Here is a 23,247-nt window from a genome sequence, read left to right as displayed (position 1 = left end):
ACGGACACCGGCGACCCCCGGACAGTGGCGAGGCGGGCGCGTCGGCCCTTCCGCACGCCGTGGACGGGCGGGGCGGTGGGGTCAGCCGGAGCGGGAGCAGCCGGCCGGGGGTGCCGCGCCGGTCAGGCGGGAGCGGCGGCGGGCACGGTGCGGCGCGCAGGCGGCGCATTCGTGCGCCTCCCGGCCCGTCCGGGCCCGACCGGTGGCCGGCCGGGGCGGCACGGGGCGGACGGCCGGGACGTCGCCTTCCGCCGTCCGGACCAGCCGAGCGACGGCCCCGACTGCCCGGACGGGCCGGACGGACCGCACGACGCTCGACGCCGGTCGGACGACGCGGACCGCCGTCGAGGCGGCCCGGCGCACCGGACGCCGCACCGCCGGCGCGGCCAGCGCCAGGGCGACCCGGCGGCGCAGTGGGCGCCCGCGCAGCCGGTCGAGCGCGGCCCCCGCCGCCACGGTGGCGATCGCCGTCACCGTCCCGGCCAGCACGAGGGTCTGCCGGGGGCCCGCGTGCTCGGAGAGCCAGCCGAGCAGCGGCGCGCCGACCGCGGCGGAGACGGAGCCGGTGACCGCCAGCGCGGCCAGCACCCGGCCCCGCATCGCGTAGTCGGTGTCGAGCTGGGCCCGGGCGCCGACGGTGGTGTCGATGACCACGGCCGCGGCGGCGACGGGCAGGATCACCGCCGCGAAGCCCAGGGTGCCCGGGGCCAGGCCGGCGACGATCTGCAACACGCTGGCCAGCAGGCCGGCGGCGAGCAGCATCCCGTAGCCCAGCTCACGCCGCCGGGCCGCGACGAGGGCGCCGAGCACCGTGCCGATCGCGAAGACCGTGGAGAGGAAGCCGTAGCCGGAGGCGCCGCCGCCCAACGGCCCGTCACTCATGGCCGCCATGGTCACCTGGTAGTTGCGGCCGAGGCTGCCGAGCACGAACGACAGGGCGAGCGCGACGAGCACCACGGGCTGGCGCAGCAGGTAACGGAAGCCGGCGACGATGCCGCGGTCCGCCGGCTCCGCGTCGGCCGGCGCCGGCTCCCCCGCGTGCAGCTCCCGCTCGCGTACGGCGAACAGGGCGGCCACCACCGCGACGAAGCTGGCGGCGTTGACCCCGAAGAGCAGCGCGGGGCCGACAGCGGCGACCAGGACGGCGCCGGCGCTCATGCCGAGGATGCGGCCGGCGGAGTTGGTCAGTGAGCCGAGCGCCAGGGCGTTGCCGAGGCTCTCCCGGTCCACCAGGGTCGAGCACCAGCGGCCCATCACCGGGCCCTCGATGGCCGAGACCGCGCCGGTCACCAGCGAGATGGCGTAGATCGCCGGGAGGCCGCCCACGCCGGTGACGGCGACCAGCGCCAGCCCGGCCGCCAGGGCCGCGTGCAGCGCCTGGGCGACGATCAGCAGCGGCTTCGCGCGCAGCCGGTCGGCGAGCGCCCCGCCCCAGACGCTGAGCAGCAGCGTGGGGAGGGCCTGGAGCAGGACGGTGAGGCCCATCGACGTCGCCGACCCGGTCTCGGCGAGGACGTACCAGTTCACGCCCAGCACCTGCATCCAGGTCCCGACGACGGACACGAACCCGGCGGCGGCCCAGATCCGGTAGTTCCGGTGGCGCAGCGCGGCGAACACGACTGATTCCCCCGTGGGACGGCGACATGACGGTGCCGAACCCCGGCGCGGTGCGCGGCAGCCGCCAAGTCTGGCGGCAATTAAACCTATTTGCCGCTATTCGTGAGGCGGCTCACGCGACGTGGCCCCGGCCTGCCGTGTGCAGGCCGGGGCCGCGTCGGGCCGTACGGGTGGTCAGCGGGCCGCGAGCGGCTGCCGGGCCGGGTCCACCGGGGCCGGCAGCGTGCCGGTTCCGCCCAGGTGGGCGTGGATGGCCGCGGCGGCGGCCCGGCCCTCGGCGATCGCCCAGACGATCAGCGAGGCGCCCCGGTGCATGTCGCCGGCGACGAAGACGCCGTCGGCGCCGGTCTGCCAGTCCGGCCGGGCGTCGACCGCGCCGCGCGCGTTGCGGCGCACCCCGAACTGGTCGAGCAGCGGCTGCTCCTCGGTGCCCTCGAAGCCGATGGCCAGCAGCACCAGGTCGGCGGGGAGCTCCCGCTCGGTGCCGGGCACCGGGGTGACGATCCGCCGGCCGTCCCGCTTCTCGACGGTGACCTCGGCGATGCGTACCGCGCGCACCTGGCCCGTGCCGTCGTCGACGAACTCCTGCACCGCGACGGCGAAGACCCGCTCGCCGCCCTCCTCGTGCGCCGGGTAGCTGCGCAGGAGCCACGGCCAGGTCGGCCACGGGTCCCGGGCCTCGTCGCGGGCCTGCGGCGGCTGCGGGTAGAGGTCGAGCTGGTGTACGCCGGCCGCGCCCTGCCGGTGCGCCACGCCGAGGCAGTCCGCCGCCGTGTCGCCGCCACCGATGATCACCACGTGCTTCCCGGCCGCGTCGATCGGCGTGCCGTCGGGCAGCACGGCGGTGTCGGGCCGACCGCCGCCCGCCGCGGCGACCACCCGGTTGGCCGCGACGAGATGGTCCATCGCCTGGTGCACGCCGCGCAGGTGCCGGCCCGGGGTCTCCGGGGTGTCCCGGCCCTGCAACGCGCCGCAGGCGAGCAGCACCGCGTCGTGCTCGGCGCGTACCTGCTCGGCGGTGACGTCGACGCCGACGTTCACCCCGGTGCGGAAGCGCACCCCCTCGGCGGCGAGCTGGGCCAACCGCCGGTCGATGTGGACCTTCTCCAGCTTGAAGTCGGGGATGCCGTAGCGGAGCAGGCCGCCGATCGCGTCGTCGCGCTCGTACACCGTGACGGCGTGACCGGCGCGGGCGAGCTGCTGCGCGGCGGCGAGACCGGCGGGACCGGAGCCGATCACGGCGACCGACCGGCCGGTCGGCGCGGGCACCGGACGCGGCAGCAGGCCGCCCCGCGCGACGGCCGCGTCGGCGATCTCCACCTCGACCTGCTTGATGGTGACCGGCTGGCCGCCGCCGATGCCGAGCACGCAGGCCGCCTCGCAGGGCGCCGGGCAGAGCCGGCCGGTGAACTCCGGGAAGTTGTTGGTGGCGTGCAGCGACTCCACCGCCGCGTCCCAGCCGCCCGTGCGGACCAGGTCGTTCCAGTCGGGGATGCGGTTGCCCAGCGGGCAGCCGTCGTGGCAGAACGGGATGCCGCAGTCCATGCAGCGGGTGGCCTGCTCGCGGATCAGCTCCTCGCCGGCCGGCGGGTAGACCTCCCGCCAGTCGCTGATCCGCACCGGCACGGGGCGGCGCGCCGGCTGCCGCCGGTCGTAACGCAGGAAACCGTTCGGGTCAGGCACGAGCCACCTCCTGGACCGTCGCCCGCGGGGCGGGCGTGGTCGGCACGGACTTCGCGGCGGGCGCGGAGAGCGCGCTCATGACCGCGTCGTCGACGTCGCGGCCGGCGGCTTCGGCGGCCCGCATGATCTCCAGCACCCGGCGGTAGTCCCGGGGCACCACCGCGGTGAACTCCGCCACCGCCTCCGGCCAGCGCTTGAGCAGTTCCTCCGCGACCGCCGAGTCGGTCTCGGCGAAGTGCCGCTGCACCAGCTCGTGCAGCACGGCCTGCTCCTCCTCGGACAGCGGGGCCAGGTCGACCAGTTCCGCGTTGACCCGGCGGCGGTCCAGCCGGTACACGAACGCGGTGCCGCCGGACATGCCGGCGGCGAAGTTGCGCCCGGTCGGTCCCAGCACCACCACGGTCCCGCCGGTCATGTACTCGCAGCCGTGGTCGCCGACGCCCTCGACGACGGCCACCGCGCCGGAGTTGCGCACCGCGAACCGCTCCCCCACCCGCCCGCGCAGGAACAGCTCGCCCGCGGTGGCGCCGTAGAGGATGGTGTTGCCGGCGATGATCTGGTCCTCGGCCCGCTCCCCCGGCGCGGCGTCGCCGTCGACGAAGGGGGCGGCGGTGTCCGGCCGCACGATGAGCCGGCCGCCGGAGAGGCCCTTGCCCACGTAGTCGTTGGCGTCGCCGTGCAGCCGCAGGGTGACCCCGCGCGGCAGGAACGCGCCGAACGACTGCCCGGCGGTGCCGCGCAGCGTGAACTCGATCGTGTCGGCGGGCAGGCCGGCCCCGCCGAATCGGCGGGTCACCTCGCCGCCCAGCATCGCGCCGACGCTGCGGTGCTCGTTGCGCACCGCCACCTCGACCCGCACGGGCGTGCCGTCGCGCAGCGCCGGCGCGGCGAGGGCGATCAGCTCGTTGTCCAGCGCCAGCTCCAGGCCGTGGTCCTGGGCGCGGACGCCCCGGCGGGCGGCGCCGGCCGGCAGCTCCGGCAGGTGCAGCACGGGGGTCAGGTCGAGCCCGCCGGCCTTCCAGTGCGCGATCGCCGGGGCGACGTCGAGCAGCTCGGCGTGCCCGATGGCCTCCTCGATCGAGCGGAAGCCCAGCTCGGCCAGGTAGCCGCGGACCTCCTCGGCGAGGAAGAGGAAGAAGTTCTCCACGAACTCCGGCCGGCCGGTGAAGCGTTCCCGCAGCACCGGGTTCTGGGTGGCGATGCCGACCGGGCAGGTGTCCAGGTGGCACACCCGCATCATCACGCAGCCCTCGACGATCAGCGGGGCGGTGGCGAAGCCGAACTCCTCGGCGCCGAGCAGCGCCGCGACCAGCACGTCCCGGCCGGTCTTGAGCTGCCCGTCGACCTGCACGGTGACCCGGTCGCGCAGCTTGTTGAGCAGCAGCGTCTGCTGTGCCTCGGCCAGCCCCAGCTCCCACGGGGTGCCGGCGTGCTTGAGCGAGTTCAGCGGGGACGCGCCGGTGCCGCCGTCGTGACCGGAGATCAGGATGACGTCGGCCTTGAGCTTGGCCACGCCCGCCGCCACGGTGCCGACGCCGACCTCGCTGACGAGCTTGACGTGCACCCGCGCGGACGGGTTGACGCACTTCAGGTCGTGGACGAGCTGGGCGAGGTCCTCGATGGAGTAGATGTCGTGGTGCGGCGGCGGGGAGATCAGGCCGACGCCCGGCGTGGCGTGCCGGGTGCGGGCGATCCACGGCCAGACCTTGTTGCCGGGCAGCTGCCCGCCCTCGCCGGGCTTGGCGCCCTGGGCCATCTTGATCTGGAGGTCGTCGGCGTTGACCAGGTATTCGCTGGTCACCCCGAACCGGCCGCTGGCGATCTGCTTCACGGCGGAGCGGCGGGCCGGGTCGTGCAGCCGCTCGACGTCCTCGCCGCCCTCGCCGGTGTTGGACTTGCCGCCGAGGCGGTTCATGGCGATGGCGAGGGTCTCGTGCGCCTCCGCCGAGATCGACCCGTACGACATGGCGCCGGTGGCGAACCGCTTGACGATCTCGGTGGCCGGCTCGACCTCCTCGATCGGCACCGCCGGCCGCACGCCCGTCCGCAGGGTGAACAGCCCGCGCAGCGAGCCGGCCTTCGCGGCCAGCTCGTCGACCTTCGCCGTGTACCGGCGGAAGACGTCGTACTGGCGGCTGCGGGTGGCGTGCTGGAGCAGGAAGACCGTCTCCGGGTTGAACAGGTGCAGCTCGCCCTCGCGGCGCCACTGGTACTCGCCGCCCACCTCCAGCCGGTCGGTGGACTGGGCGCCCGGCGCCGGCCAGGCGACGGCGTGCCGGGCGGCGACCTCGGCGTGGATGCCGTCGAGCCCGATCCCGCCGATCTTGCTCGGGGTGCCGCGGAAGTAGCGCTCGACCAGCCGGGAGTCCAGCCCGACGGCCTCGAAGACCTGCGCCCCGCAGTACGACGACACCGTCGAGATGCCCATCTTGGACATGATCTTCAGGACGCCCTTGCCGAGGCCCTTGACGTAGTTGCGGACCGCCCTGACCGGCTCGACGCCGACGAGCGCGCCGGTGGAGATCATGTCCTCCACCGACTCGAAGGCCAGGTACGGGTTGACCGCCGCCGCGCCGTAGCCGATCAGCACGGCCGCGTGGTGGACCTCGCGGCAGTCGCCCGACTCGACGATCAGCGCCACCTGGGTGCGGGTCTGCTCGCGGACCAGGTGCTGGTGCACCGCGGCGGTGAGCAGCAGCGACGGGATCGGGGCGAGGTCGGCGTTGGAGTCCCGGTCGGACAGCACCAGGATGCGGACGCCGTCCTCGATCGCCTCGGAGACGTGCCGGCAGATCTCGGTCAGCCGGGCCTTGATCCCGGCGCCGCCCTCCCGGACGCGGTAGAGGCCGGAGACCCGGACGGCCTTGAAGCCCGGCAGGTCGCCGTCCTCGTCGATGGAGAGGATCTTGGCCAGCTCGTCGTTGTCGATCACCGGGTACGGCAGCACGATCTGCCGGCAGCTCGCCGGGCCCGGGTCGAGCAGGTTGCCCTCCGGCCCGATCGTCGACGCCAGGCTGGTCACCAACTCCTCGCGGATGGCGTCCAGCGGCGGGTTGGTGACCTGCGCGAAGAGCTGGTGGAAGTAGTCGTAGAGCAGCCGCGGCCGGGTGGACAGCGGGGCGATCGGGGTGTCGGTGCCCATCGAGCCGAGCGGCTCGACGCCGGTCCGCGCCATCGGCGCGAGCAGGATCTTCAGCTCCTCCTCGGTGTAGCCGAAGGTCTGCTGCCGACGGCGTACCGAGTCGTGGGTGTAGACGATGTGCTCGCGCGGGGGCAGGTCGGTCAGCTCGATCAGGCCGGCGTGCAGCCACTCGGCGTACGGCTGCGCCGCGGCCAGCTCCGCCTTGATCTCGTCGTCGTGGACGATCCGCCCGGCGACGGTGTCGACCAGGAACATCTTCCCCGGCTGGAGGCGGCCCTTGGCGACCACCCGCGCGGGGTCGAGGTCGAGCACCCCCGCCTCGCTGCCCAGCACCACGAGCCCGTCGTCCGTCCGCCACCAGCGGCCCGGGCGCAGCCCGTTGCGGTCGAGCACGGCGCCGACGATCTCGCCGTCGGTGAAGGCGACCGACGCCGGCCCGTCCCACGGCTCCATCAGGCTCGCGTGGAAGCGGTAGAAGGCCCGCTTGTCGGGGGCCATGTCCGGGTCGTTCTCCCACGCCTCGGGGATCATCATCAGCACCGCGTGCGGCAGGCTCCGCCCGGCCAGGTGCAGCAGTTCGAGGACCTCGTCGAAGTTCGCCGAGTCGGAGGCGGCGGGGGTGCAGACCGGGAAGACCCGGCGGATGTTGCCCGGGATGTCCGGGGTGCGCAGCAGCGCCTCGCGGGCCTGCATCCAGTTCCGGTTGCCCCGGATGGTGTTGATCTCGCCGTTGTGCGCGATGAGCCGGTACGGGTGCGCCAGCGGCCAGGACGGGAACGTGTTGGTGGAGAACCGGGAGTGCACCAGCGCGATCGCGCTGTCCACCCGCTCGTCGGTCAGCTCCGGGTAGAACGCCGGGAGCTGGTCGGGGGTGAGCATGCCCTTCCAGACCATGGTCCGCCCGGACAGCGACGGGAAGTACGCCGGCACGCCCCGCTCGGCGCTCTCCCGCTCGGCCTGCTTGCGGACGCAGAACGCCACCCGCTCCAGCTCGATGCCGCGCAGCGGCGACCCGGCCGGCCCGGCGGGCGAGTCGGTGAGCCGGTGCGCGGCGAGGAACAGCTGCCGGACCCGGGGCATCGCCGCGAGGGCGGTCTCGCCGAGGCCGCTCGGGTCGACCGGCACGTCCCGCCAGCCGAGCAGGTCCGCCCCCTCGACCAGCGCGTACTTCTCCACCACGCGGCGGGCGCGGGCCTCGGCGTCGTCGTCGTCGGGGAGGAACACCAGGCCGGTGGCGTACTCGCCGGCCGGCGGCAGCGGGAAGTCGACCACCGCGCGCAGGAACGCGTCCGGCACCTGGATCATGATCCCCGCGCCGTCGCCGGTGTTCGGTTCCGCGCCACGGGCTCCCCGGTGGTCCAGCCGGCAGAGCGCGTCGAGGCCGTTGACCACGACCGCGTGCGAGCGCCGTCCGTGCAGGTCCGCCACGAAGGCCACGCCGCAGGCGTCGTGCTCCTGGGCGGGGTCGTAGAGCCCGGCAGCGGGCGCTCCCGGGCCGAGGTGCGGGGCCTGCTGGGGGCTGCGGTGAGGGTACGGAAAGGCCACCGGGCCTCCTGTCGTCACTCAGGGTGGATCTGGATCGGGACGACGTCGGCCCTCAGGGGTCTATTGAGTCTACGTTAGGGTCCACCGCGCAAGGCCAGTGCAGATTGATCACACCTTCCAGACTCTGGGACAGGTAGTCTCGCCCGGTGGATCGCCTGCCTAAGGACCTGTTCGACCGGTTGGAACGCTTCTACGACGCCGTGCCCCGCGACGGGGCGCGGACGGAGGAGCACGGCGCCCTCGTGCTGTTCGTCCGGGACGGGGCCGGCTGGCCGCTCTACGCGCGGCCCCGGCTCGCCGCCGCCGAGTCGCCGTCACTGGCCGACGTGGCGGCGGTACGCGAGCGGCAGCGCGAACTCGGCCTGCCCGAGGCCCTCGAATGGGTGCACGAGACGACCCCGGACCTGCTCGCGGTGGCCCGCTCGGCGGGCCTGTCCGTGCTGGAGGCGCCGCTGATGGTGCTCGATCCGGCCGCCCTGCCCGACCCGGCCACCCTCACGGACGTACCGGTGCGGCTGCTCGACCCGGCGGGACCGGGCTTCGCGGCGGACGTGGCCGCGCAGCGGGCGGTCGCCGCCGTCGGGTTCTCCGCGCCCGGCACCGACCGCGGCGAGGCCGGCCCGGCGCAGCGGGACGCCGCCGTGGCCGGGTTGGACGAGGCGGCGCTGGACGAGGAGCGGGCCCGGATCGCCGACGGTCGGCGGCTGTCGGCGCTGGCCGGGACGCCCGCCGACGGCGCGCTGGCCAGCGGGATCGCGATGCGGGTCGGCGACGTGGCCGAGATCGCCGGGATCGCCACCCTGCCGGCCGCCCGCCGCCGCGGCCTGGGCGCGACGGTCACGGCCGCGCTGGCCCGCGAACTGCTGGCCGCCGGCACCGACCTGGTCTTCCTCTCCGCCGGCAGCGAGGACATCGCCCGGGTCTACCTCCGCGTCGGCTTCCGCCGCGTCGGCACCGCCTGCATCGCCGAGCCCGCCCCCGTCACCCCCTGACGCCCGCCCTGGCGGGCAGGGGTGGGGGCAGGTCGCGGGGCGCGCGGGGTGGGACGGGCGGATCAGGTCGGGGGACGCCACTGGGCGGCCGTGGTGGCGGCCGTGGAGAGCAGGCGGGGCGTGATCGTGCCGAGGGCCGCGTCGCGGGCGCGCAGCGCCAGCGGGCCCCGGGCCTTCAGCACCGCCGACATCCGGCGGGTCTGCCGCACCACCGTCGCCGCGCGGGGACGGCGCACCCGGTCGTACGCGACCACGGCGTCGGGCAGCCGGGACTCGCGCAGCAGCGAGGCGAGGGTCGCCGCGTCCTCGAAGGCGAGGCAGGCGCCCTGGCCGAGGTGCGGCGGCATGGCGTGCGCGGCGTCGCCGAGCAGCACCACCCCGCCCGGGCCGACCGGGAAGCCGAACGACATGGGCAGCGGCCGCAGCTCGCGGATCTCCTGCTGCACCAGGTCCGCCGGGTCGGTGGCGTCGAGCAGCTCCGCGATCGGCGCGGGCCAGCCCGCGTACCAGCGGCGCAGCAGGGCCAGCTGGGTCTCCGGCGGCTCCGGGCGCGGCGCCCCGGCGGCGGTGGCCACCCAGTAGATGCCGCCCCGGCTGGAGGCGCCGGAGGATCCGCGCTCGCCCAGCGAGGCGGAGACGAACCGGTAGCCGGCGCCGAGCACCTCGCCGCCGACGGGCCGGTCGGCGGGCAGCTTCGGGGCGCGGTACCAGGGGATCACCGCCCGCCAGGCGGCGCAGCCGGAGCTGACCACCCCGGACTCCGGGGCGAGCTGCCGGCGGATCTCGCTGTCGGTGCCGTCCGCGGCGACCACCAGGTCCGCCTCGACGGTGTGCCGGCCGTCGCCGACCGACGGGCGTTGACCGGACTCGGCGCGGACCGTCCGCACCGTCACCCCGGTGCGCAGCTCGACCTCGTCGCCCAGCCCGGCGATCAGCGCGTCGTGCAGGTCCTCCCGGTGCACCACCACCGGCATCCGGTCGGCGGGGGTCGGCCGGGGCTGCACCAGCCAGTGCCCGTCCGGGCGGCGCACCCCGCCGTCGGGCAGCGGCGTGGCGATCGCCTCCAGGCCGGCGCCGAGGCCGAGGGCGCGCAGCGCGCGTACGCCGTTGGGCCAGAGCGCCACGGCGGTCGGGTCGGGGCGGACCCGGTCGGCGCGCTCCAGCAGGGTGACCCGCCACCCGGAGCGGGCCAGCGCGCCGGCGACCGCGAGGCCGCCGATGCCGGCGCCCACCACCACCGCGCTACGCATGTGGTGCTCCCCCCTCAGCTGTCGCGGTCGGCGGGCCGGGAGCCGGCGGCCCCCGCCCGGTCCTCCGCGCCCTCCTCGGCGCCGTCCGGCCCGCCGGCGCCGTCGTCGGCGCTCGCGGCGTCCTTGCCGGCCGCCGTCTCCTCAGCCGGCTCGGCGGGCAACTCGCCGGTCTCCCGCCAGCGCCGGTACTGCTCCTCGCCGACCACCCGGTAGCCCTCCGGCGCGGCCGGCTTCACCCCCGCCTCGGCGGCGGAGAGGTCGACCTGCGAGACGTCCGAGTCGGCGGGCGCGGGCGGCGTCGCGCCGGCGCCGACCGGGACGAGGTACTCCCGGGGCCCGCGCACCCGCAGGAAGTAGACCAGGGCGCCGAGGAAGACCAGGCCGGCGGTCCAGACGTTCAGGCGTACGCCGAGGATGGTGTTCGCCTCGTCGGTGCGCATCAGCTCGATCCAGAACCGCCCGGCGGTGTAGCCCATCACGTAGAGGGCGAACGCCCGCCCCCGGCCGAGGCGCAGCTTGCGGTCGAGAAGGAAGACCAGCGCGGCGACGCCGAGGTTCCACAGCAGCTCGTAGGCGAACGTCGGGTGGTAGAGCCCCGGTTCGAGGATCGGCTGGCCGGCGTCGTCGCGCAGCGCGTGGCCCGGGTTGTCCGGGTCCATCCGGTGGATCTCCAGGCCCCACGGCAGGGTGGTCCGGCCGCCGTACAGCTCGTTGTTGAACCAGTTGCCGAGCCGGCCGATCGCCTGGGCCAGCGGCAGGCCGGGGGCCAGCGCGTCGGCGACCACCGCGAACGGGATGCCGAGCTGCCGGGCGGCGATCCAGGCGCCGACCGCGCCGCCGGCCACCGCGCCCCAGATGCCGAGACCGCCCTCGTGGATGTAGAACACCTTGATCCAGTCCCCGCCGGTGCCGAAGTACTTCTCCGGCGAGGTGATCACGTGGTAGATCCGGGCGCCGATGATGCCGGCCGGCACCGCCCAGACCGCGATGTCGAGGACCGCGCCGGGGGCGACGCCGCGCTGGCGCAGCCGCCGTTCGGTGACCCAGCAGGCCACCACGATGCCGGCGATGATGCACAGCGCGTATGCCCGGAGCGGCAGCGGTCCGAACTGCCACACGGCGGTGCTGGGGCTGGGCAGGGCCGCCTGGGGGGACAGCGAGGCGAGAGTCACGGATGCACACGCTACCGCCGTGCGCCCCTGCGGCGGCACCCCGGTCCACCGTCGCCCGATCCCGGTGACTTCTGGTTTGCGCCCCCGTAGGCTCTTTGTCCATGGGCGCGCTCACCTGGGCGGTCGCGGCGGTCGTCACCGACGACGCCGGCCGGGTGCTGCTCTGCCGCCAGGGCCGGGGCGAGCGACGCTACGGGCTCCCGGGCGGCCGGCTGCGCCCGGCGGAGAGCCCGGCACACGCCGCGGTGCGCGACATCCGGGCCGAGACCGGCTGGGAGGTCGAGGTCGTGGACCTGGTCGGCCTCTACCACCTCGCCGGCGCGTGCGCCCCGGCGCCGACCAGTCCCGCCCCGGCGTCGGAGTCGGGTCGGGCCACGTCGTCGGCGGGCCGCGCCGGGCCGCTGCCCGACGTCCTGGTGCACGTCTTCCGGGCGCGCGTACGCGGGCCGAGGCCGACCGGCGACGCGATGGGCGGCTGCCGGGCGTCCTGGCACGATCCCACGGCGCTGCCGGAGGCGCTCACCCCGACCACCCGGGCCGCGCTCGCCGACGCGCTGGCAGGCCGCTCCGGCGTCCTGCGCACCGCCACGCCGGCCACCGCCGTGACTCCCGCCCCGGCGCCGCCCGGTCCCGCGCCGCCCGATCCCGTGCCGCCCGCCCCTGCGCCGGACGGCCTCGCGCCGGACGCCGCGGCCGAGGGGGACACCGTGCCGGGCGCGATCGCCGCCACGCCCGGACACCCGCCGGGCCAGCGCACGAATCCACCCACGGCAACCCGCCACTGATCCCCCGCGCCCCACCCGGCCCTCCGCGCTCCGCCCCACCCTCGCGGATCTTGCACTTTCCGCCCCGACGAAGGGGAATTCCGCGCGTTACGTGGGTGCCAAGTGCAAGATCGCGGGCGGCGTGGGGCCGGGCGAGGGAGGGAGCGAGGGGGGTGGTCAGGGGGTGGGGGTGCGGACGCCCTCGGCGAGTTCGGCGCTGAGCGCGCGCAGGGCGGCCAGCCCGGACGCCTCGTCCGGGGCGTCGAGCAGGCAGCGGATCAGGGCGCTGCCGACGATGACGCCGTCGGCGTACCCGGCGACCGTGGCGGCCTGCGCGCCCGTGCCGACGCCCAGCCCGACGCCGACCGGCAGGTCGGTGACCTCCCGCACCCGGGAGACCAGGACCGGCGCCGCGTCGGAGGTCTGCGCCCGGGCGCCGGTGACGCCCATGATCGCGGTGGCGTAGACGAAGCCCCGGCAGTGCGCCGTGGTCATCGCCAGCCGCGCGTCGGTGGAGGACGGCGACACCAGGAAGGTGCGGTCCAGCCCGTACGCGTCCGAGGCGGCGAGCCACTCGCCGGCCTCCTCGGGGATCAGGTCCGGAGTGATCAGGCCGGTGCCCCCGGCGGAGGCGAGGTCCCGGGCGAAGGCGTCCACGCCGTAGCGCTCGACCGGGTTCCAGTAGGTCATGGTGACCACGGGCGCCCCGGTGGCCGCGACCGCCTCGACGATGCGCAGCGTGTCGGCGGTGCGTACGCCGCCGGCGAGGGCGATGTCGCTGGCCTTCTGGATCACCGGGCCGTCCATCACCGGGTCGGAGTACGGGATCTCCACCTCGATCACGTCGACGCCGGCCTCGACCATCGCGGTCATCGCGGCGATGCTGCCCTCGACGGTCGGGAACCCGGCCGGCATGCAGCCGACCAGCACTGCCCGCCCGTCGGCGCGCGCCTTGTCGAACGCCACCCCGATCCGGCTCACGTTCTCACTGCTCCTTGTCGAGGATGCCGAAGTAGTTGCCGGCGGTGTGGACGTCCTTGTCGCCCCGGCCGGAGAGGTTGACCACGACGGTGGGCTCCCGGCCCAGGTCGGCGGCGAGCTTCGGAGCGATCTTGAGGGTGCCGGCGAGCGCGTGCGCGCTCTCGATCGCCGGGATGATCCCCTCCGTCCGGCAGAGCAGCTCGAACGCGGCCATCGCCTCGTCGTCGGTGACGGGCACGTAGCTGGCCCGGCCGGTGTCGTGCAGCCAGGCGTGCTCCGGCCCGACGCCCGGGTAGTCCAGCCCGGCGGAGATCGAGTGGGACTCGCACGTCTGGCCGTCGGCGTCCTGGAGGACGTACGTGCGGGTGCCGTGCAGCACGCCGGCGGAGCCGCCGGTGATGCTGGCCGCGTGCCGCCCGGTCTCCACCCCGTCGCCGCCGGCCTCGAAGCCGTACAGCCGCACGTCGGGGTCGCCGACGAAGGCGTGGAAGATGCCCAGCGCGTTGGAGCCGCCGCCGACGCAGGCGGTGACCGCGTCCGGCAGGGCGCCGGTCAGGTCGAGGCACTGCTGGCGCGCCTCGTCGCCGATGCCCCGGACGAAATCGCGGACCATCGCCGGGAACGGGTGCGGCCCGGCGGCGGTGCCGATCAGGTAGTGGGTGTCGTCGACGTTGGCGACCCAGTCCCGCATCGCCTCGTTCATCGCGTCCTTGAGGGTGCGCGAGCCGTTGGTGACCGGGACGACGGTGGCGCCGAGCATGCGCATCCGCGCCACGTTGAGCGCCTGCCGCTCGGTGTCGACCTCGCCCATGTAGACCACGCAGTCGAGGTCGAACAGGGCGGCGGCGGTGGCGGTGGCCACGCCGTGCTGTCCGGCGCCGGTCTCCGCGATCACCCGGGTCTTGCCCATCCGCTTCGTCAGCAGCGCTTGGCCGAGCACGTTGCGCACCTTGTGCGCCCCGGTGTGGTTGAGGTCCTCCCGCTTGAGCAGCACGCGCGCGCCGACCTTGGCGGAGAACCGTCGGGCCTCGTAGAGCAGCGAGGGCGTGCCGGCGTAGTCGCGCAGCAGGGCGGCGAACTCCGCCCGGAACGACTCGTCGGCCATCGCCGTGCGGTGCGCGGCGTCCAGCTCGTCGAGCGCCGCGACCAGCGCCTCCGGTACGAACCGGCCGCCGAACCGGCCGAAGTGACCGGCGGAGTCGGGCTGCGGACCGGCCGGGGCCAGCGCGTCGGCGCTCATGCCGGCACTCCGCTTCGCTCGCTCATGGGATCGTCCTCTCGGTGCTGACGAACCGGCGCGGGATCAGCGCACCGGGCGGGGCGTGGCCGGGTGGTTGCCGGCGTTGACCAACTCGGCCACCGCCTCGCGGGGGCTCTTCTGGGTGACCAGGCCCTCGCCGACCAGGACCGCGTCGGCGCCCGCAGAGGCGTACCGGATGAGGTCGTGCGGACCGCGCACCCCCGACTCGGCGATCTTGACGACGCTGCTGGGCAGGCCGGGCGCGATCCGCTCGAACACCGAGCGGTCGACCTCAAGGGTACGCAGGTTGCGGGCGTTGACCCCGATCACCTGGGCGCCGGCCTCCAGGGCCCGGTCGGCCTCCTCCTCGTCGTGCACCTCGACCAGCGCGGTCATGCCCAGCGACTCGATCCGCTCCAGCAGGCCGACGAGGGCGTTCTGCTCCAGGGCGGCGACGATCAGCAGCACCAGGTCGGCGCCGTGCGCCCGGGCCTCGTGCACCTGGTAGCTGGAGACCACGAAGTCCTTACGCAGCACCGGGATGTTGACGGCGGCGCGGACGGCGGCCAGGTCGTCGAGCGAGCCACCGAACCAGCGCCCCTCGGTGAGCACGCTGATCGCCCGCGCGCCGCCGGCGGCGTAGTCACCGGCCAGGTCGGCCGGGTCGGCGATCTCCGCCAGCCGCCCCTTGGACGGCGACGAGCGCTTCACCTCGGCGATCACCGCGACGCCCGGCTTGCGCAGGGCCGCGTACGCGTCCAGCGGCGGCGGCGCGGCGGCGGCCAGTTCGCGGATCCGCTCCAGCGGAACCTGCTCCTGCCGCCGCGCGACGTCCTCACGCACGCCGGCCAGGATCTCGTCGAGCACGCCTAGGGACGCCGCCGGACCGGCCTCGTCCCCCTCCGCGTGCGCATGCTCAGCAGTCACCAACGGACTCCCCTCTCCGGGTGTCATGGGCCGATGCTAGGGGGCGCCACCTGGCGACAGGTGCCGGGGGTATGGCGTGCCTCACGAGATGGGCTGCGGCATAATGGCCGACTTCCGGTGAACGGGACGTCACGCAGGGCGACCGCCGCCCCCATCGACGGCCGCCACCCCATCTCGTCACCCCCACCGTGCGAGACATCGACCCGATCCTATCCACTCCGGCACCTGGCCGCCCGGCACGGCCACGGCGGGACGCCGGCGTCCCTGTGACCTACCTCAAGGGCGAACGGCCCTTTCCCAGGTGGCGGGCCGGACGCAGAGTTGACGTGTCGGTCACCACGGCGAAACGTGAGCCAGCCAGCATCTTTCTCGGGCAGACTCGATGTCGCGCCTGCCCCACCGTCACCAACGATCTCCGTGCGGGGTGATCATGAGCACCGTCTCGCCCAACCAGACCATCGGACTGACGACCATCTCGCGTACCGTCGCGTCGCTCGCCGTCGGCGTGGTCCACACCCTGGAGCGCGCGGTGGTCGGCGAGGCCCGGATGCGGACCGCGCGCGGCAACGCCTGGGAGGCCGTCTGCGCCGACCGGGCCCGCGCCGACCAGCGGGCCGAACTGGACCGCCTGGTGGCGGAGCTGACGGCCGCCAGGGCCGCCGCCCGCGACCGTCAGCCCATCAGCTGACCGTCGGGTCCTCGCCGCGGTCCAGCGCGTCCCACGCCTCCGTCGCGCGCCGGCCGGTGACCCGGCCGTTCTCGTCCCGGACGGCCGGCGCGCCGCCGCCGGAGGCCCGCCGCTCGTAGCGGGCGCCCATCGCCGGCCACCGCCGGCCCCGCAGCGCCGTCAGCAGCCCGCCCGCCGCGGCGAGCACCCCGCCGACGAGGCAGAGCGCCGGCCAGTGCCGGCTGACCTCGCCGTCGAACCCGGCGACCAGGCCGTAGCCGCCGCCCGCTGCCACCGCCCCGCCGAGCCCGCACAGCAGCGCGCCCAGCAGCCGCCGCGGCCGGCCCCGGGTGGCGAGCACCGCGCCGCCCCCGGCCAGCCCCACCAGGGCCAGCGCCGGCAGCCACGGCAGCAGGCCCGCGCCGGTGCGCGCGTCGCGTACCGGCGGCAGCGGGGTGGGCCGGGCGGTCAGTTCGACCGCCCAGGTGCGGGTCGACGCCCAGAACGCCAGGCCCGCGCCGGCCACGCAGAGCAGCACCGCGTACGTCAGCTCGCGCCGGCCCGCGACGGCCCCCGCGCGCTCCCCGGTCTCGGCCGCCGCGGCCGTCCCCGGCTCGTGGCCGTGCGGCTGCGCGGCCGTCATCGGGCGGGCCGGAGGGTCTCGGCGGCGGCGATCGCGGCGAGCACGGCCGCGGCCTTGTTCCGGGTCTCCTGGTCCTCCGCGGCCGGGTCCGAGTCGGCCACCACCCCCGCCCCGGCCTGCACGTACGCCCGGCCGTCGCGCATCAGCGCGGTGCGGATGGCGATCGCCATGTCCAGGTCCCCGCCGAAGCCGAAGTAGCCGACGGTGCCGCCGTAGAGGCCGCGGCGGACGGGCTCCAGCTCCTCGATGATCTCCATCGCCCGCACCTTCGGCGCGCCGGAGAGCGTGCCGGCCGGGAAGGTCGCGGCGAGGGCGTCGAAGGCCGTCCGGTCCTCCCGCAGCGTGCCCACCACCGTCGAGACGATGTGCATGACGTGGCTGTAGCGCTCGATGGTGGCGAACTCCGGCACCTCCACCGTGCCCGGGCGGCACACCCGGCCCAGGTCGTTGCGGCCCAGGTCGACCAGCATCACGTGCTCGGCCCGCTCCTTGGGGTCGGTGAGCAGCTCCGCGGCGAGCCGGGCGTCGGCCTCCGGGGTGGCGCCGCGCGGCCGGGTGCCGGCGATCGGGTGCAGCAGCGCCCGCCGCTGCCCCTCCGCGTCGGTGGTCACCTTCAGGTGCGCCTCCGGGGAGGAGCCGACGATGTCGAAGCCGTCGAAGCGCAGCAGGTACATGTACGGGCTGGGATTGGTCGTGCGCAGCACCCGGTAGACGTCCAACGGGTCGGCGTGGGTCTGCCGCTCGAACCGCTGGGCCAGCACGATCTGGAAGCACTCGCCGGCCCGGATCGCCTCCTTCGCCGCCTCCACCGCCTTCGGGTAGCCGCCCTCGGGCGTGCGGCTGCGCACCTCCCCGGCGGGCGGCCGGTCGACGGTGGACACCATCGGCGGGATGGGCCGGGACAGGGCGGTGGTCATCGCGTCGAGCCGGCCGACCGCGTGGTGGTACGCGGCCGCCACCCGGGCCGCGCGGTCCGGCTCGTCCAGCGGCGGCAGGATCGCGTTGGCGACCAGGATCGCCGAGCCGTCGTAGTGGTCCAGCACCACCAGGTCGGCGGCGAGCATCATGCCCAGCTCGGGCAGGCCCAGGTCGTCCTCGGTCAGCTCGGGCAGCCGCTCGAACCGGCGGATCAGCTCGTAGCCGAGGTAGCCGACCATGCCCCCGGTCAGCGGGGGCATGCCGCTGGCCGCGTCCCAGGCCGGGCCGGCGAGCGCGTCGACGGTCTCGCGCAGCACCCGGACCGGGTCGCCGGAGGTGGGCAGGCCGGCCGGGGGCTGCCCCGTCCACACGGCGACCCCGTCCCGCTCGGTCAGCGTGGCGCTGCTGCGCACGCCGATGAACGAGTACCGCGACCAGGCCATCCCGGCCGATCCGACGCCCTGCTCGGCGGACTCCAGCAGGAAGGTTCCCGGGCCGCCGGCCAGCTTGCGGTAGACGCCGACCGGCGTCTCCGCGTCGGCGAGCAGCCGCCGGGTGACCGGGACGACGCGCCAGCGGGCGGCCAGCTCGGTGAAGGTCGCCACGTCCGGGCTGACCGCGCCGTCGGTCCGGGACCCGCCGCCGGGCGTCGCACGCTGCCCGGTCACCGGGCCCCCGCCTCTTCGCCGCTGACCGGCAGCTCGGTGAAGAAGCAGGTGCGGTGCCCCGTGTGGCAGGCCGCGCCGACCTGCTCGACGTCGACCAGCAGCGCGTCGCCGTCGCAGTCCAGGGCGACCGAGCGGACGTACTGGTGATGCCCGGAGGTGGCGCCCTTGACCCAGTACTCCTGGCGGCTGCGCGACCAGTAGGTGGCCCGCCCGGTGGTCAGGGTGCGGTGCAGCGCCTCGTCGTCCATCCAGGCGACCATCAGCACCTCGCCGGAGTCGTGCTGGCGGACCACCGCGGCCACCAGGCCGTCGGGGGTGCGGCGCAGCCGGGCGGCGATGGCCGGGTCGAGCCGGGACGCACGGGCCGGGCCGCCGGCCGCGGGCTCCTGCGGGCTGGGGTGGGCGCCGGTCACCGGCGCGTCAGGTACGGGCACAGTGACCCATTGTCCCGCACGCGGCGCGGGCACCGGCGACGGCTCCCGCCGGGGGCGCGGCGACCGGCCGGTGGGCCGGGTCAACTGGTCGACGTAGCGGTCCAGCCGGCCGTCGACCAGGGCGTCGGCCAGGTCCGCGCCGGCGACCTGGGCGATCTCGGCGGCGTACGGGCGGATCAGCGGCAGGGCGCCGGCGACCAGGCGGGCCGCGGCGGCGCAGACCTGCCCGACCGAGCCGGGGCGCAGCCCGAGGCAGAGCAGCATGTCCGCCCGGTAGTTCGGCGGCGCCACCGGCAGGTCGAGGGCGGCGGCGAAGGCCGCCCGGCGGCACGCCACCCGGACCGTCGGGTTGGCCGGCCGCAGCACGGACGGGCAGAGCCGGGCCAGGTCGGCCGCGGCCAGCCGGACGCCGAGGTGGTCGTCGGCGTCCCGCGCGCCGGCCACCTTGCCGAGCGTGGCGATCAACTCCTCCAACTGCGGCTCGCCGGCCGGCTGGCAGAGCACCGGCAGGTCGATCCGGACCCGCCAGTACGGATCCGCCCAGAGCAGCCGGGCCGGCGCCGTCACCGGCAGCCCGAACGCCCAGTCGGCCGGCTCGCCGAGCCGGCTCAGCCAGGAGCGCACGTCGCGGGCGGCCACGGAGACGTGGGTCAGCCGCCCGGCGTGCTCCGTCAGGTACGCCCGGCGGGCCGCGTACGGGGCGCCGCCGAGCAGCACGTCGACGTCGACGTCGCTGTGCGCGGTGGCGGCCCGCCGGGCGTGGCTGCCGCGCAGCATGATGCCGACCACGGGCTGCTCGGCGCCGGCCCGCAACCGGGCGGTCCATTCGCGGAGGAACCCCTCGTCCGGTGACGGAGCGTGACCCACGGCGCCATCGTGCCGTACGCCCGATCAGTACGCAATGCCCGATGCCGGACCCGGTGTCCGGTCCGAAGGCTAATGCCCGACGAACCTCATCGACGCCTCGGGGTACCGTTCGCCGGCCACCGCGCCCGGCGGCACCGCCTCGCCCAGCCGGGACCGCTGCGCCGGGGTGAGCCGGATGTCGGCCGCCGCCGCGTTCTCCTCCAGCCGGTGCGCCCGCCGCGTGCCCGGGATCGGGAAGACGTCCTCGCCCTGGGCGAGCAGCCACGCCAGGGCGGCCTGGGCGGGGGTGCAGCCGATCTCGTCGGCCACCGCGCGCACCTCGGCGACCAGCTTCAGGTTGGCGTCGAGGTTGCCTTCGGCGAAGCGCGGCGCCATCGCCCGCCAGTCGCCGGCGGCGAGCTGCTCCCGGCTGGTGATCGCCCCGGTCAGCAGCCCCCGACCCACCGGCGAGTACGCGACCAGCGCCACCCCCAGCTCCCGGCAGGTGGCCAGCATCTCGCCCTCGACGTCCCGGCTGAACAGCGAGTACTCCATCTGCACGGCGGCCACCGGGTGCACCGCGTGCGCCGCGCGCAGCGTCGCCGGGCTGACCTCGGACAGGCCGATGAGCCGCACCTTGCCGGCGGCGACCTGCTCGGCCATCGCGCCGACCGTGTCCTCGATCGGGGTGGCCGGGTCGCGCCGGTGCAGGTACCACAGGTCGATGGCGTCCACGCCGAGCCGGCGCAGGGAGGCGTCGCACGCCGCGCGCGCCCAGGCCGGGCTGCTGTCCACGTACGCACCGGGGCCGGCGGTGCCGCCCGTGCCGTCGCCGCGCGTCCGGTTGCCGAACTTGGTGGCCAGGAAGACCTCGTCGCGGCGCGCCCGCACCACCGGCGAGAGCAGCTCCTCGTTGCGGCCCCAGCCGTACATGTCGGCGGTGTCCAGGTGGTTGACGCCCAGGTCGAGCGCCCGGTGCAGGGTCCGGGTCGACTCGGCGTCGTCGGCCCCGCCGTAGGCGAAGCTCATCCCCATGCAGCCCAGCCCGATCGCGGAGACCTCCGGCCCGGCCGCGCCCAGTCGACGGCGGATCATCGGCACCGCTCCGCCCGGCGGTAGTTGTCGATCTTGTAGTTGAGCACCTTCAGGTCCTCCTCCAGCTCGGCCATCCTGCTCAGCACGCGGGCGCGGTGCGCCTCGAACAGCGCCCGCCGGGCGGCCAGGGTGGCGTCGCCCTGCCGGGCCAGCTCGGCGTAGCGGCGCATGTCCCGCACCGGCATGCCCGTGCGGCGCAGCCGGGTGAGCAGGAACAGCCAGTCCACGTCCCGTTCGGTGTAGCGGCGACGCCCGGCCGAGTCCCGCCCGACCGGGGCGACCAGCCCCTCCTGCTCGTACCACCGCAGCGTGTAGGTGGTCAGGCCGACCCGCTCGGCCGCCTCGCCGACGGTGAGGGTCGTCTCCCGCGTGCTGATGTCCACGCCTTCAAGGCTTCCAGTTCGAGTGCACGCGAAGTCAACCGTTGCGTGCCGGAAGACATCTCAACTAGCGTTGAGTTCAACAGCCGTTGAGTTCCGCGGAGGTGGGCGATGGACGAGGCGATCGCCGTCCGCGACCTGGTCGTCGACCGGGGCGGGCGGCGGGTGCTGCACGGCATCAGCGCGTCCGTGCCGCGCGGCCGGGTCACCGGGCTGCTCGGGCCGAGCGGCAGCGGAAAGACGACGCTGATGCGCGCGGTCGTCGGGGTGCAGGTGGTCGGCGCCGGCTCCGTCACCGTGCTCGGGCGGCCCGCCGGGGCGCCCGAGCTGCGCCGCCGGGTCGGCTACCTCACCCAGGCGCCCAGCGTCTACGCCGACCTCACCGTCCGGGAGAACGCGCGGTACTTCGCCGCCCTGCACGGCCGGGGCCGGGCCGACGCCGACCGGGCGGTCGCCGACGTCGGGCTCGCCGGGGCGGCCGGCCAACTCGTCGGCGCCCTCTCCGGCGGGCAACGCAGCCGCGCGTCGCTGGCCTGCGCGCTGGTCGGGGAGCCGGAGCTGGTCGTCCTCGACGAGCCGACGGTCGGCCAGGACCCGGTCCTGCGGGCCGACCTCTGGGCCCGGTTCCACGACATGGCCGCCGCCGGCACCACCCTGCTGGTCTCCAGCCACGTGATGGACGAGGCGGCCCGCTGCGACCGGCTGCTGCTGATCCGCGAGGGGCGGCTGATCGCCGACGACACCCCCGACGCCGTCCGCGCCGCCGCCGGCGTCGACGACCTGGACGAGGCGTTCCTGCGGCTGATCAGGGCGAGCGAGGCGGGCCCGTCCGGCACCGCCGGACGGGAGGCGTCGTGAACCCCCGGATCCTGGCCGCCACCACCGGCCGCATCCTGCGCCAACTGCGGCACGACCGGCGCACCGTGGCGCTGCTCGTGGTGGTGCCGTCGGCGCTGCTCGCCCTGGTCTACTTCATGTACGTCGACCAGCCCGCCCCGCCGGGGCAGCCGTCGACGTTCGACCGGGTCGCCCTGGTGATGCTCGGCTTCTTCCCCTTCGTGATCATGTTCCTGGTGACCAGCATCGCGATGCTGCGCGAGCGCACCACCGGCACCCTGGAGCGGCTGCTCACCACCCCGCTGGGCAAGCTCGACCTGCTCTTCGGCTACGGCATCGCGTTCGGGCTGGCCGCGGTCGTCCAGGCCGTCATCGCGTCCGCCGTGGCGTACGGGGTCTTCGACCTGGACACCGCCGGCAGCAGCGGTCTGGTGATCATGATCGCCGCGCTGAACGCGGTGCTCGCGGTCGCGCTCGGGCTCTTCTGCAGCGCCTTCGCCCGCACCGAGTTCCAGGCCGTACAGTTCATGCCGGTCGTGGTGGTGCCCCAGTTGCTGCTCTGCGGGCTGTTCGTCCCCCGGGGCGAGATGGCCGGCTGGTTGCAGGCGGTCAGCGACGCGTTGCCGCTGTCGTACGCCGTCGAGGCGCTGCAGGAGGTGGGCGCGAACGCCGAGCCGACCGGCACCATGTGGCGGGACGTGGCGGTCGTCGTCGGCGCGGCGGTGCTGGCGCTGGTGCTCGCCGCGGCCACCCTCCGGCGGCGCAGCGGCTGACGCCTCCGGCAGCCGCGCCGGTGGGACCGGCGGCGGACGACGACGAGCGAAGGGCGGCGATGGCGCGGCGGACCGGACGGCGACCCGGCAACCCGGACACGCGGGAGGCGATCCTCGGGGCCGCCCGCGACGCCTTCGCCGAGCGGGGGTTCGACGGGGCCTCGATCCGGGCCATCGCCGCCGCCGCGCGGGTGGACCCGGCGCTGGTGCACCACTACTTCGGCAGCAAGGACCAGCTCTTCCTGGCCGCGATGCACGCGCCGGTCGACCCCGGCGAGTTGCTGCCGAAGGTGCTCGCCGGGGACCGGGAGGGCCTCGGGGAGCGGCTGGTCCGCACGTTCCTCGGCGTCTGGGACTCCCCGGCCGGCACGGCCGGCGTGGCCCTGCTGCGCTCGGCGGTGAGCAACGAGTGGACCGCCCGGCTGCTGCGGGAGTTCCTGGTCAGCCAGGTGCTCCGCAAGGTCCTCGACCAACTCGACGCCGACCCGGCCGAGCTGCCGCTGCGGGGCTCGCTGGTGGCCAGCCAGATGATCGGGCTGGCCATGATGCGGCACGTCGTCCGGCTGGAGCCGGTCGCCTCGGCCGCCCCGGAGACGCTCGTCGCGGCGGTCGGCCCGACGGTGCAGCGCTACCTGACCGGCGACCTCGCCGAGGTCTTCGCCGGCTGACCGGC

Annotated in this window: 19 protein-coding genes and 1 pseudogene; 6 read left to right on the top strand and 14 right to left on the bottom strand. The window is 75.6% G+C overall.

Annotated features, from left to right (window positions below; translation table 11 throughout):
- Positions 1–81: 81 nt before the first annotated feature.
- From ACFY23_RS08465 to gltB, 3 genes are all read right to left on the bottom strand, one after another.
- Positions 82–1,617, bottom strand: coding sequence for an MFS transporter (locus tag ACFY23_RS08465; RefSeq protein ID WP_350682437.1), 1,536 nt, complete (start codon positions 1,615–1,617; stop codon positions 82–84).
- 174 nt (positions 1,618–1,791) lie between these two features.
- Positions 1,792–3,300, bottom strand: a complete 1,509-nt coding sequence (locus ACFY23_RS08460) for a glutamate synthase subunit beta (protein ID WP_350819038.1) — start codon at positions 3,298–3,300, stop codon at positions 1,792–1,794.
- Complete coding sequence (gene gltB / locus ACFY23_RS08455; RefSeq protein ID WP_350681549.1) at positions 3,293–7,987, bottom strand: glutamate synthase large subunit; 4,695 nt, start codon at positions 7,985–7,987, stop codon at positions 3,293–3,295. Before gltB ends, ACFY23_RS08460 begins: the two co-directional genes overlap by 8 nt.
- 155 nt (positions 7,988–8,142) lie before the next feature.
- Here gltB and ACFY23_RS08450 point away from each other — a divergent pair, with 155 nt between their 5' ends.
- A complete protein-coding gene (locus tag ACFY23_RS08450) occupies positions 8,143–8,979 on the top strand; it encodes a GNAT family N-acetyltransferase (protein ID WP_350681600.1) in 837 nt (278 codons plus the stop codon).
- Positions 8,980–9,041: 62 nt separating this feature from the next.
- Here the strand turns inward: ACFY23_RS08450 and ACFY23_RS08445 are convergent, their stop codons facing one another.
- Together ACFY23_RS08445 and lgt are read right to left on the bottom strand one after the other, a co-directional pair.
- Complete coding sequence (locus ACFY23_RS08445) at positions 9,042–10,229, bottom strand: NAD(P)/FAD-dependent oxidoreductase (protein WP_350681551.1); 1,188 nt, start codon at positions 10,227–10,229, stop codon at positions 9,042–9,044.
- Positions 10,230–10,243: 14 nt separating this feature from the next.
- Entirely contained in the window at positions 10,244–11,401 is a 1,158-nt protein-coding gene (gene lgt, locus ACFY23_RS08440; RefSeq protein WP_350681553.1) for a prolipoprotein diacylglyceryl transferase, read from the bottom strand.
- A 101-nt stretch (positions 11,402–11,502) separates the two neighbouring features.
- Between lgt and ACFY23_RS08435 the strand changes: the two genes are divergently transcribed.
- Positions 11,503–12,186, top strand: coding sequence for an NUDIX domain-containing protein (locus ACFY23_RS08435; protein WP_350681555.1), 684 nt, complete (start codon positions 11,503–11,505; stop codon positions 12,184–12,186).
- A gap of 156 nt (positions 12,187–12,342) precedes the next feature.
- Here ACFY23_RS08435 and trpA read toward each other — a convergent pair whose 3' ends face one another.
- The 3 genes from trpA to trpC form a co-directional block, all read right to left on the bottom strand.
- Complete coding sequence (trpA, locus tag ACFY23_RS08430) at positions 12,343–13,146, bottom strand: tryptophan synthase subunit alpha (RefSeq protein ID WP_350681557.1); 804 nt, start codon at positions 13,144–13,146, stop codon at positions 12,343–12,345.
- A gap of 4 nt (positions 13,147–13,150) precedes the next feature.
- Entirely contained in the window at positions 13,151–14,386 is a 1,236-nt protein-coding gene (trpB, locus tag ACFY23_RS08425; protein ID WP_350681559.1) for a tryptophan synthase subunit beta, read from the bottom strand.
- Between the two features lie 63 nt (positions 14,387–14,449).
- Positions 14,450–15,253, bottom strand: coding sequence for an indole-3-glycerol phosphate synthase TrpC (trpC, locus tag ACFY23_RS08420; RefSeq protein WP_350681602.1), 804 nt, complete (start codon positions 15,251–15,253; stop codon positions 14,450–14,452).
- Positions 15,254–15,743: 490 nt separating this feature from the next.
- Between trpC and ACFY23_RS08415 the strand changes: the two genes are divergently transcribed.
- Positions 15,744–16,001, top strand: coding sequence for a hypothetical protein (locus ACFY23_RS08415; protein ID WP_350681560.1), 258 nt, complete (start codon positions 15,744–15,746; stop codon positions 15,999–16,001).
- Here ACFY23_RS08415 and ACFY23_RS08410 read toward each other — a convergent pair.
- From ACFY23_RS08410 to ACFY23_RS08385, 6 genes and pseudogenes are all read right to left on the bottom strand, one after another.
- A complete protein-coding gene (locus tag ACFY23_RS08410) occupies positions 15,994–16,623 on the bottom strand; it encodes a Trp biosynthesis-associated membrane protein (RefSeq protein WP_350681562.1) in 630 nt (209 codons plus the stop codon). The two genes, ACFY23_RS08415 and ACFY23_RS08410, sit on opposite strands and share 8 nt — an antisense overlap.
- A complete protein-coding gene (locus tag ACFY23_RS08405) occupies positions 16,620–18,209 on the bottom strand; it encodes an anthranilate synthase component I (RefSeq protein WP_350681564.1) in 1,590 nt (529 codons plus the stop codon). Before ACFY23_RS08405 ends, ACFY23_RS08410 begins: the two co-directional genes overlap by 4 nt.
- A complete protein-coding gene (hisI, locus tag ACFY23_RS08400) occupies positions 18,206–18,643 on the bottom strand; it encodes a phosphoribosyl-AMP cyclohydrolase (RefSeq protein WP_350681604.1) in 438 nt (145 codons plus the stop codon). Before hisI ends, ACFY23_RS08405 begins: the two co-directional genes overlap by 4 nt.
- A gap of 180 nt (positions 18,644–18,823) precedes the next feature.
- Positions 18,824–19,420 (bottom strand): annotated as a pseudogene (locus ACFY23_RS08395) (phosphoribosyl-AMP cyclohydrolase); the annotation flags it as partial.
- Between the two features lie 159 nt (positions 19,421–19,579).
- Positions 19,580–20,584, bottom strand: coding sequence for an aldo/keto reductase (locus tag ACFY23_RS08390; protein ID WP_350681566.1), 1,005 nt, complete (start codon positions 20,582–20,584; stop codon positions 19,580–19,582).
- Complete coding sequence (locus ACFY23_RS08385; protein WP_350681568.1) at positions 20,581–20,967, bottom strand: MerR family transcriptional regulator; 387 nt, start codon at positions 20,965–20,967, stop codon at positions 20,581–20,583. The genes ACFY23_RS08390 and ACFY23_RS08385 overlap by 4 nt, the downstream gene beginning before the upstream one ends.
- Positions 20,968–21,075: 108 nt before the next feature.
- Between ACFY23_RS08385 and ACFY23_RS08380 the strand changes: the two genes are divergently transcribed.
- The 3 genes from ACFY23_RS08380 to ACFY23_RS08370 are packed head-to-tail and all read left to right on the top strand — an operon-like array spanning position 21,076 to position 23,242.
- The gene (locus tag ACFY23_RS08380) at positions 21,076–21,822 is read left to right on the top strand and encodes an ABC transporter ATP-binding protein (RefSeq protein WP_350681570.1); all 747 of its coding nucleotides are present in this window, start codon (positions 21,076–21,078) and stop codon (positions 21,820–21,822) included.
- Complete coding sequence (locus ACFY23_RS08375) at positions 21,819–22,574, top strand: ABC transporter permease (protein ID WP_350681572.1); 756 nt, start codon at positions 21,819–21,821, stop codon at positions 22,572–22,574. The genes ACFY23_RS08380 and ACFY23_RS08375 overlap by 4 nt, the downstream gene beginning before the upstream one ends.
- Positions 22,575–22,633: 59 nt before the next feature.
- A complete protein-coding gene (locus ACFY23_RS08370; RefSeq protein WP_350681574.1) occupies positions 22,634–23,242 on the top strand; it encodes a TetR family transcriptional regulator in 609 nt (202 codons plus the stop codon).
- Positions 23,243–23,247: the final 5 nt, after the last annotated feature.

Source organism: Micromonospora sp. NPDC000121 (genome assembly GCF_042899165.1).
Lineage (GTDB): Bacteria > Actinomycetota > Actinomycetes > Mycobacteriales > Micromonosporaceae > Micromonospora.
This window is presented reverse-complemented; position numbering and strand designations above follow the sequence as displayed.

Excerpts from the sequence above, each read along its gene's own strand:
- ACFY23_RS08410 (WP_350681562.1), bottom strand. The coding sequence starts at position 16,623 with ATGACGGCCGCGCAGCCGCACGGCCACGAGCCGGGGACGGCCGCGGCG.
- ACFY23_RS08445 (WP_350681551.1), bottom strand. The coding sequence starts at position 10,229 with ATGCGTAGCGCGGTGGTGGTGGGCGCCGGCATCGGCGGCCTCGCGGTC.
- ACFY23_RS08435 (WP_350681555.1), top strand. The coding sequence starts at position 11,503 with ATGGGCGCGCTCACCTGGGCGGTCGCGGCGGTCGTCACCGACGACGCC.
- ACFY23_RS08390 (WP_350681566.1), bottom strand. The coding sequence starts at position 20,584 with ATGATCCGCCGTCGACTGGGCGCGGCCGGGCCGGAGGTCTCCGCGATC.
- ACFY23_RS08380 (WP_350681570.1), top strand. The coding sequence starts at position 21,076 with ATGGACGAGGCGATCGCCGTCCGCGACCTGGTCGTCGACCGGGGCGGG.
- ACFY23_RS08370 (WP_350681574.1), top strand. The coding sequence starts at position 22,634 with ATGGCGCGGCGGACCGGACGGCGACCCGGCAACCCGGACACGCGGGAG.
- ACFY23_RS08415 (WP_350681560.1), top strand. The coding sequence starts at position 15,744 with ATGAGCACCGTCTCGCCCAACCAGACCATCGGACTGACGACCATCTCG.
- trpB (WP_350681559.1), bottom strand. The coding sequence starts at position 14,386 with ATGAGCGCCGACGCGCTGGCCCCGGCCGGTCCGCAGCCCGACTCCGCC.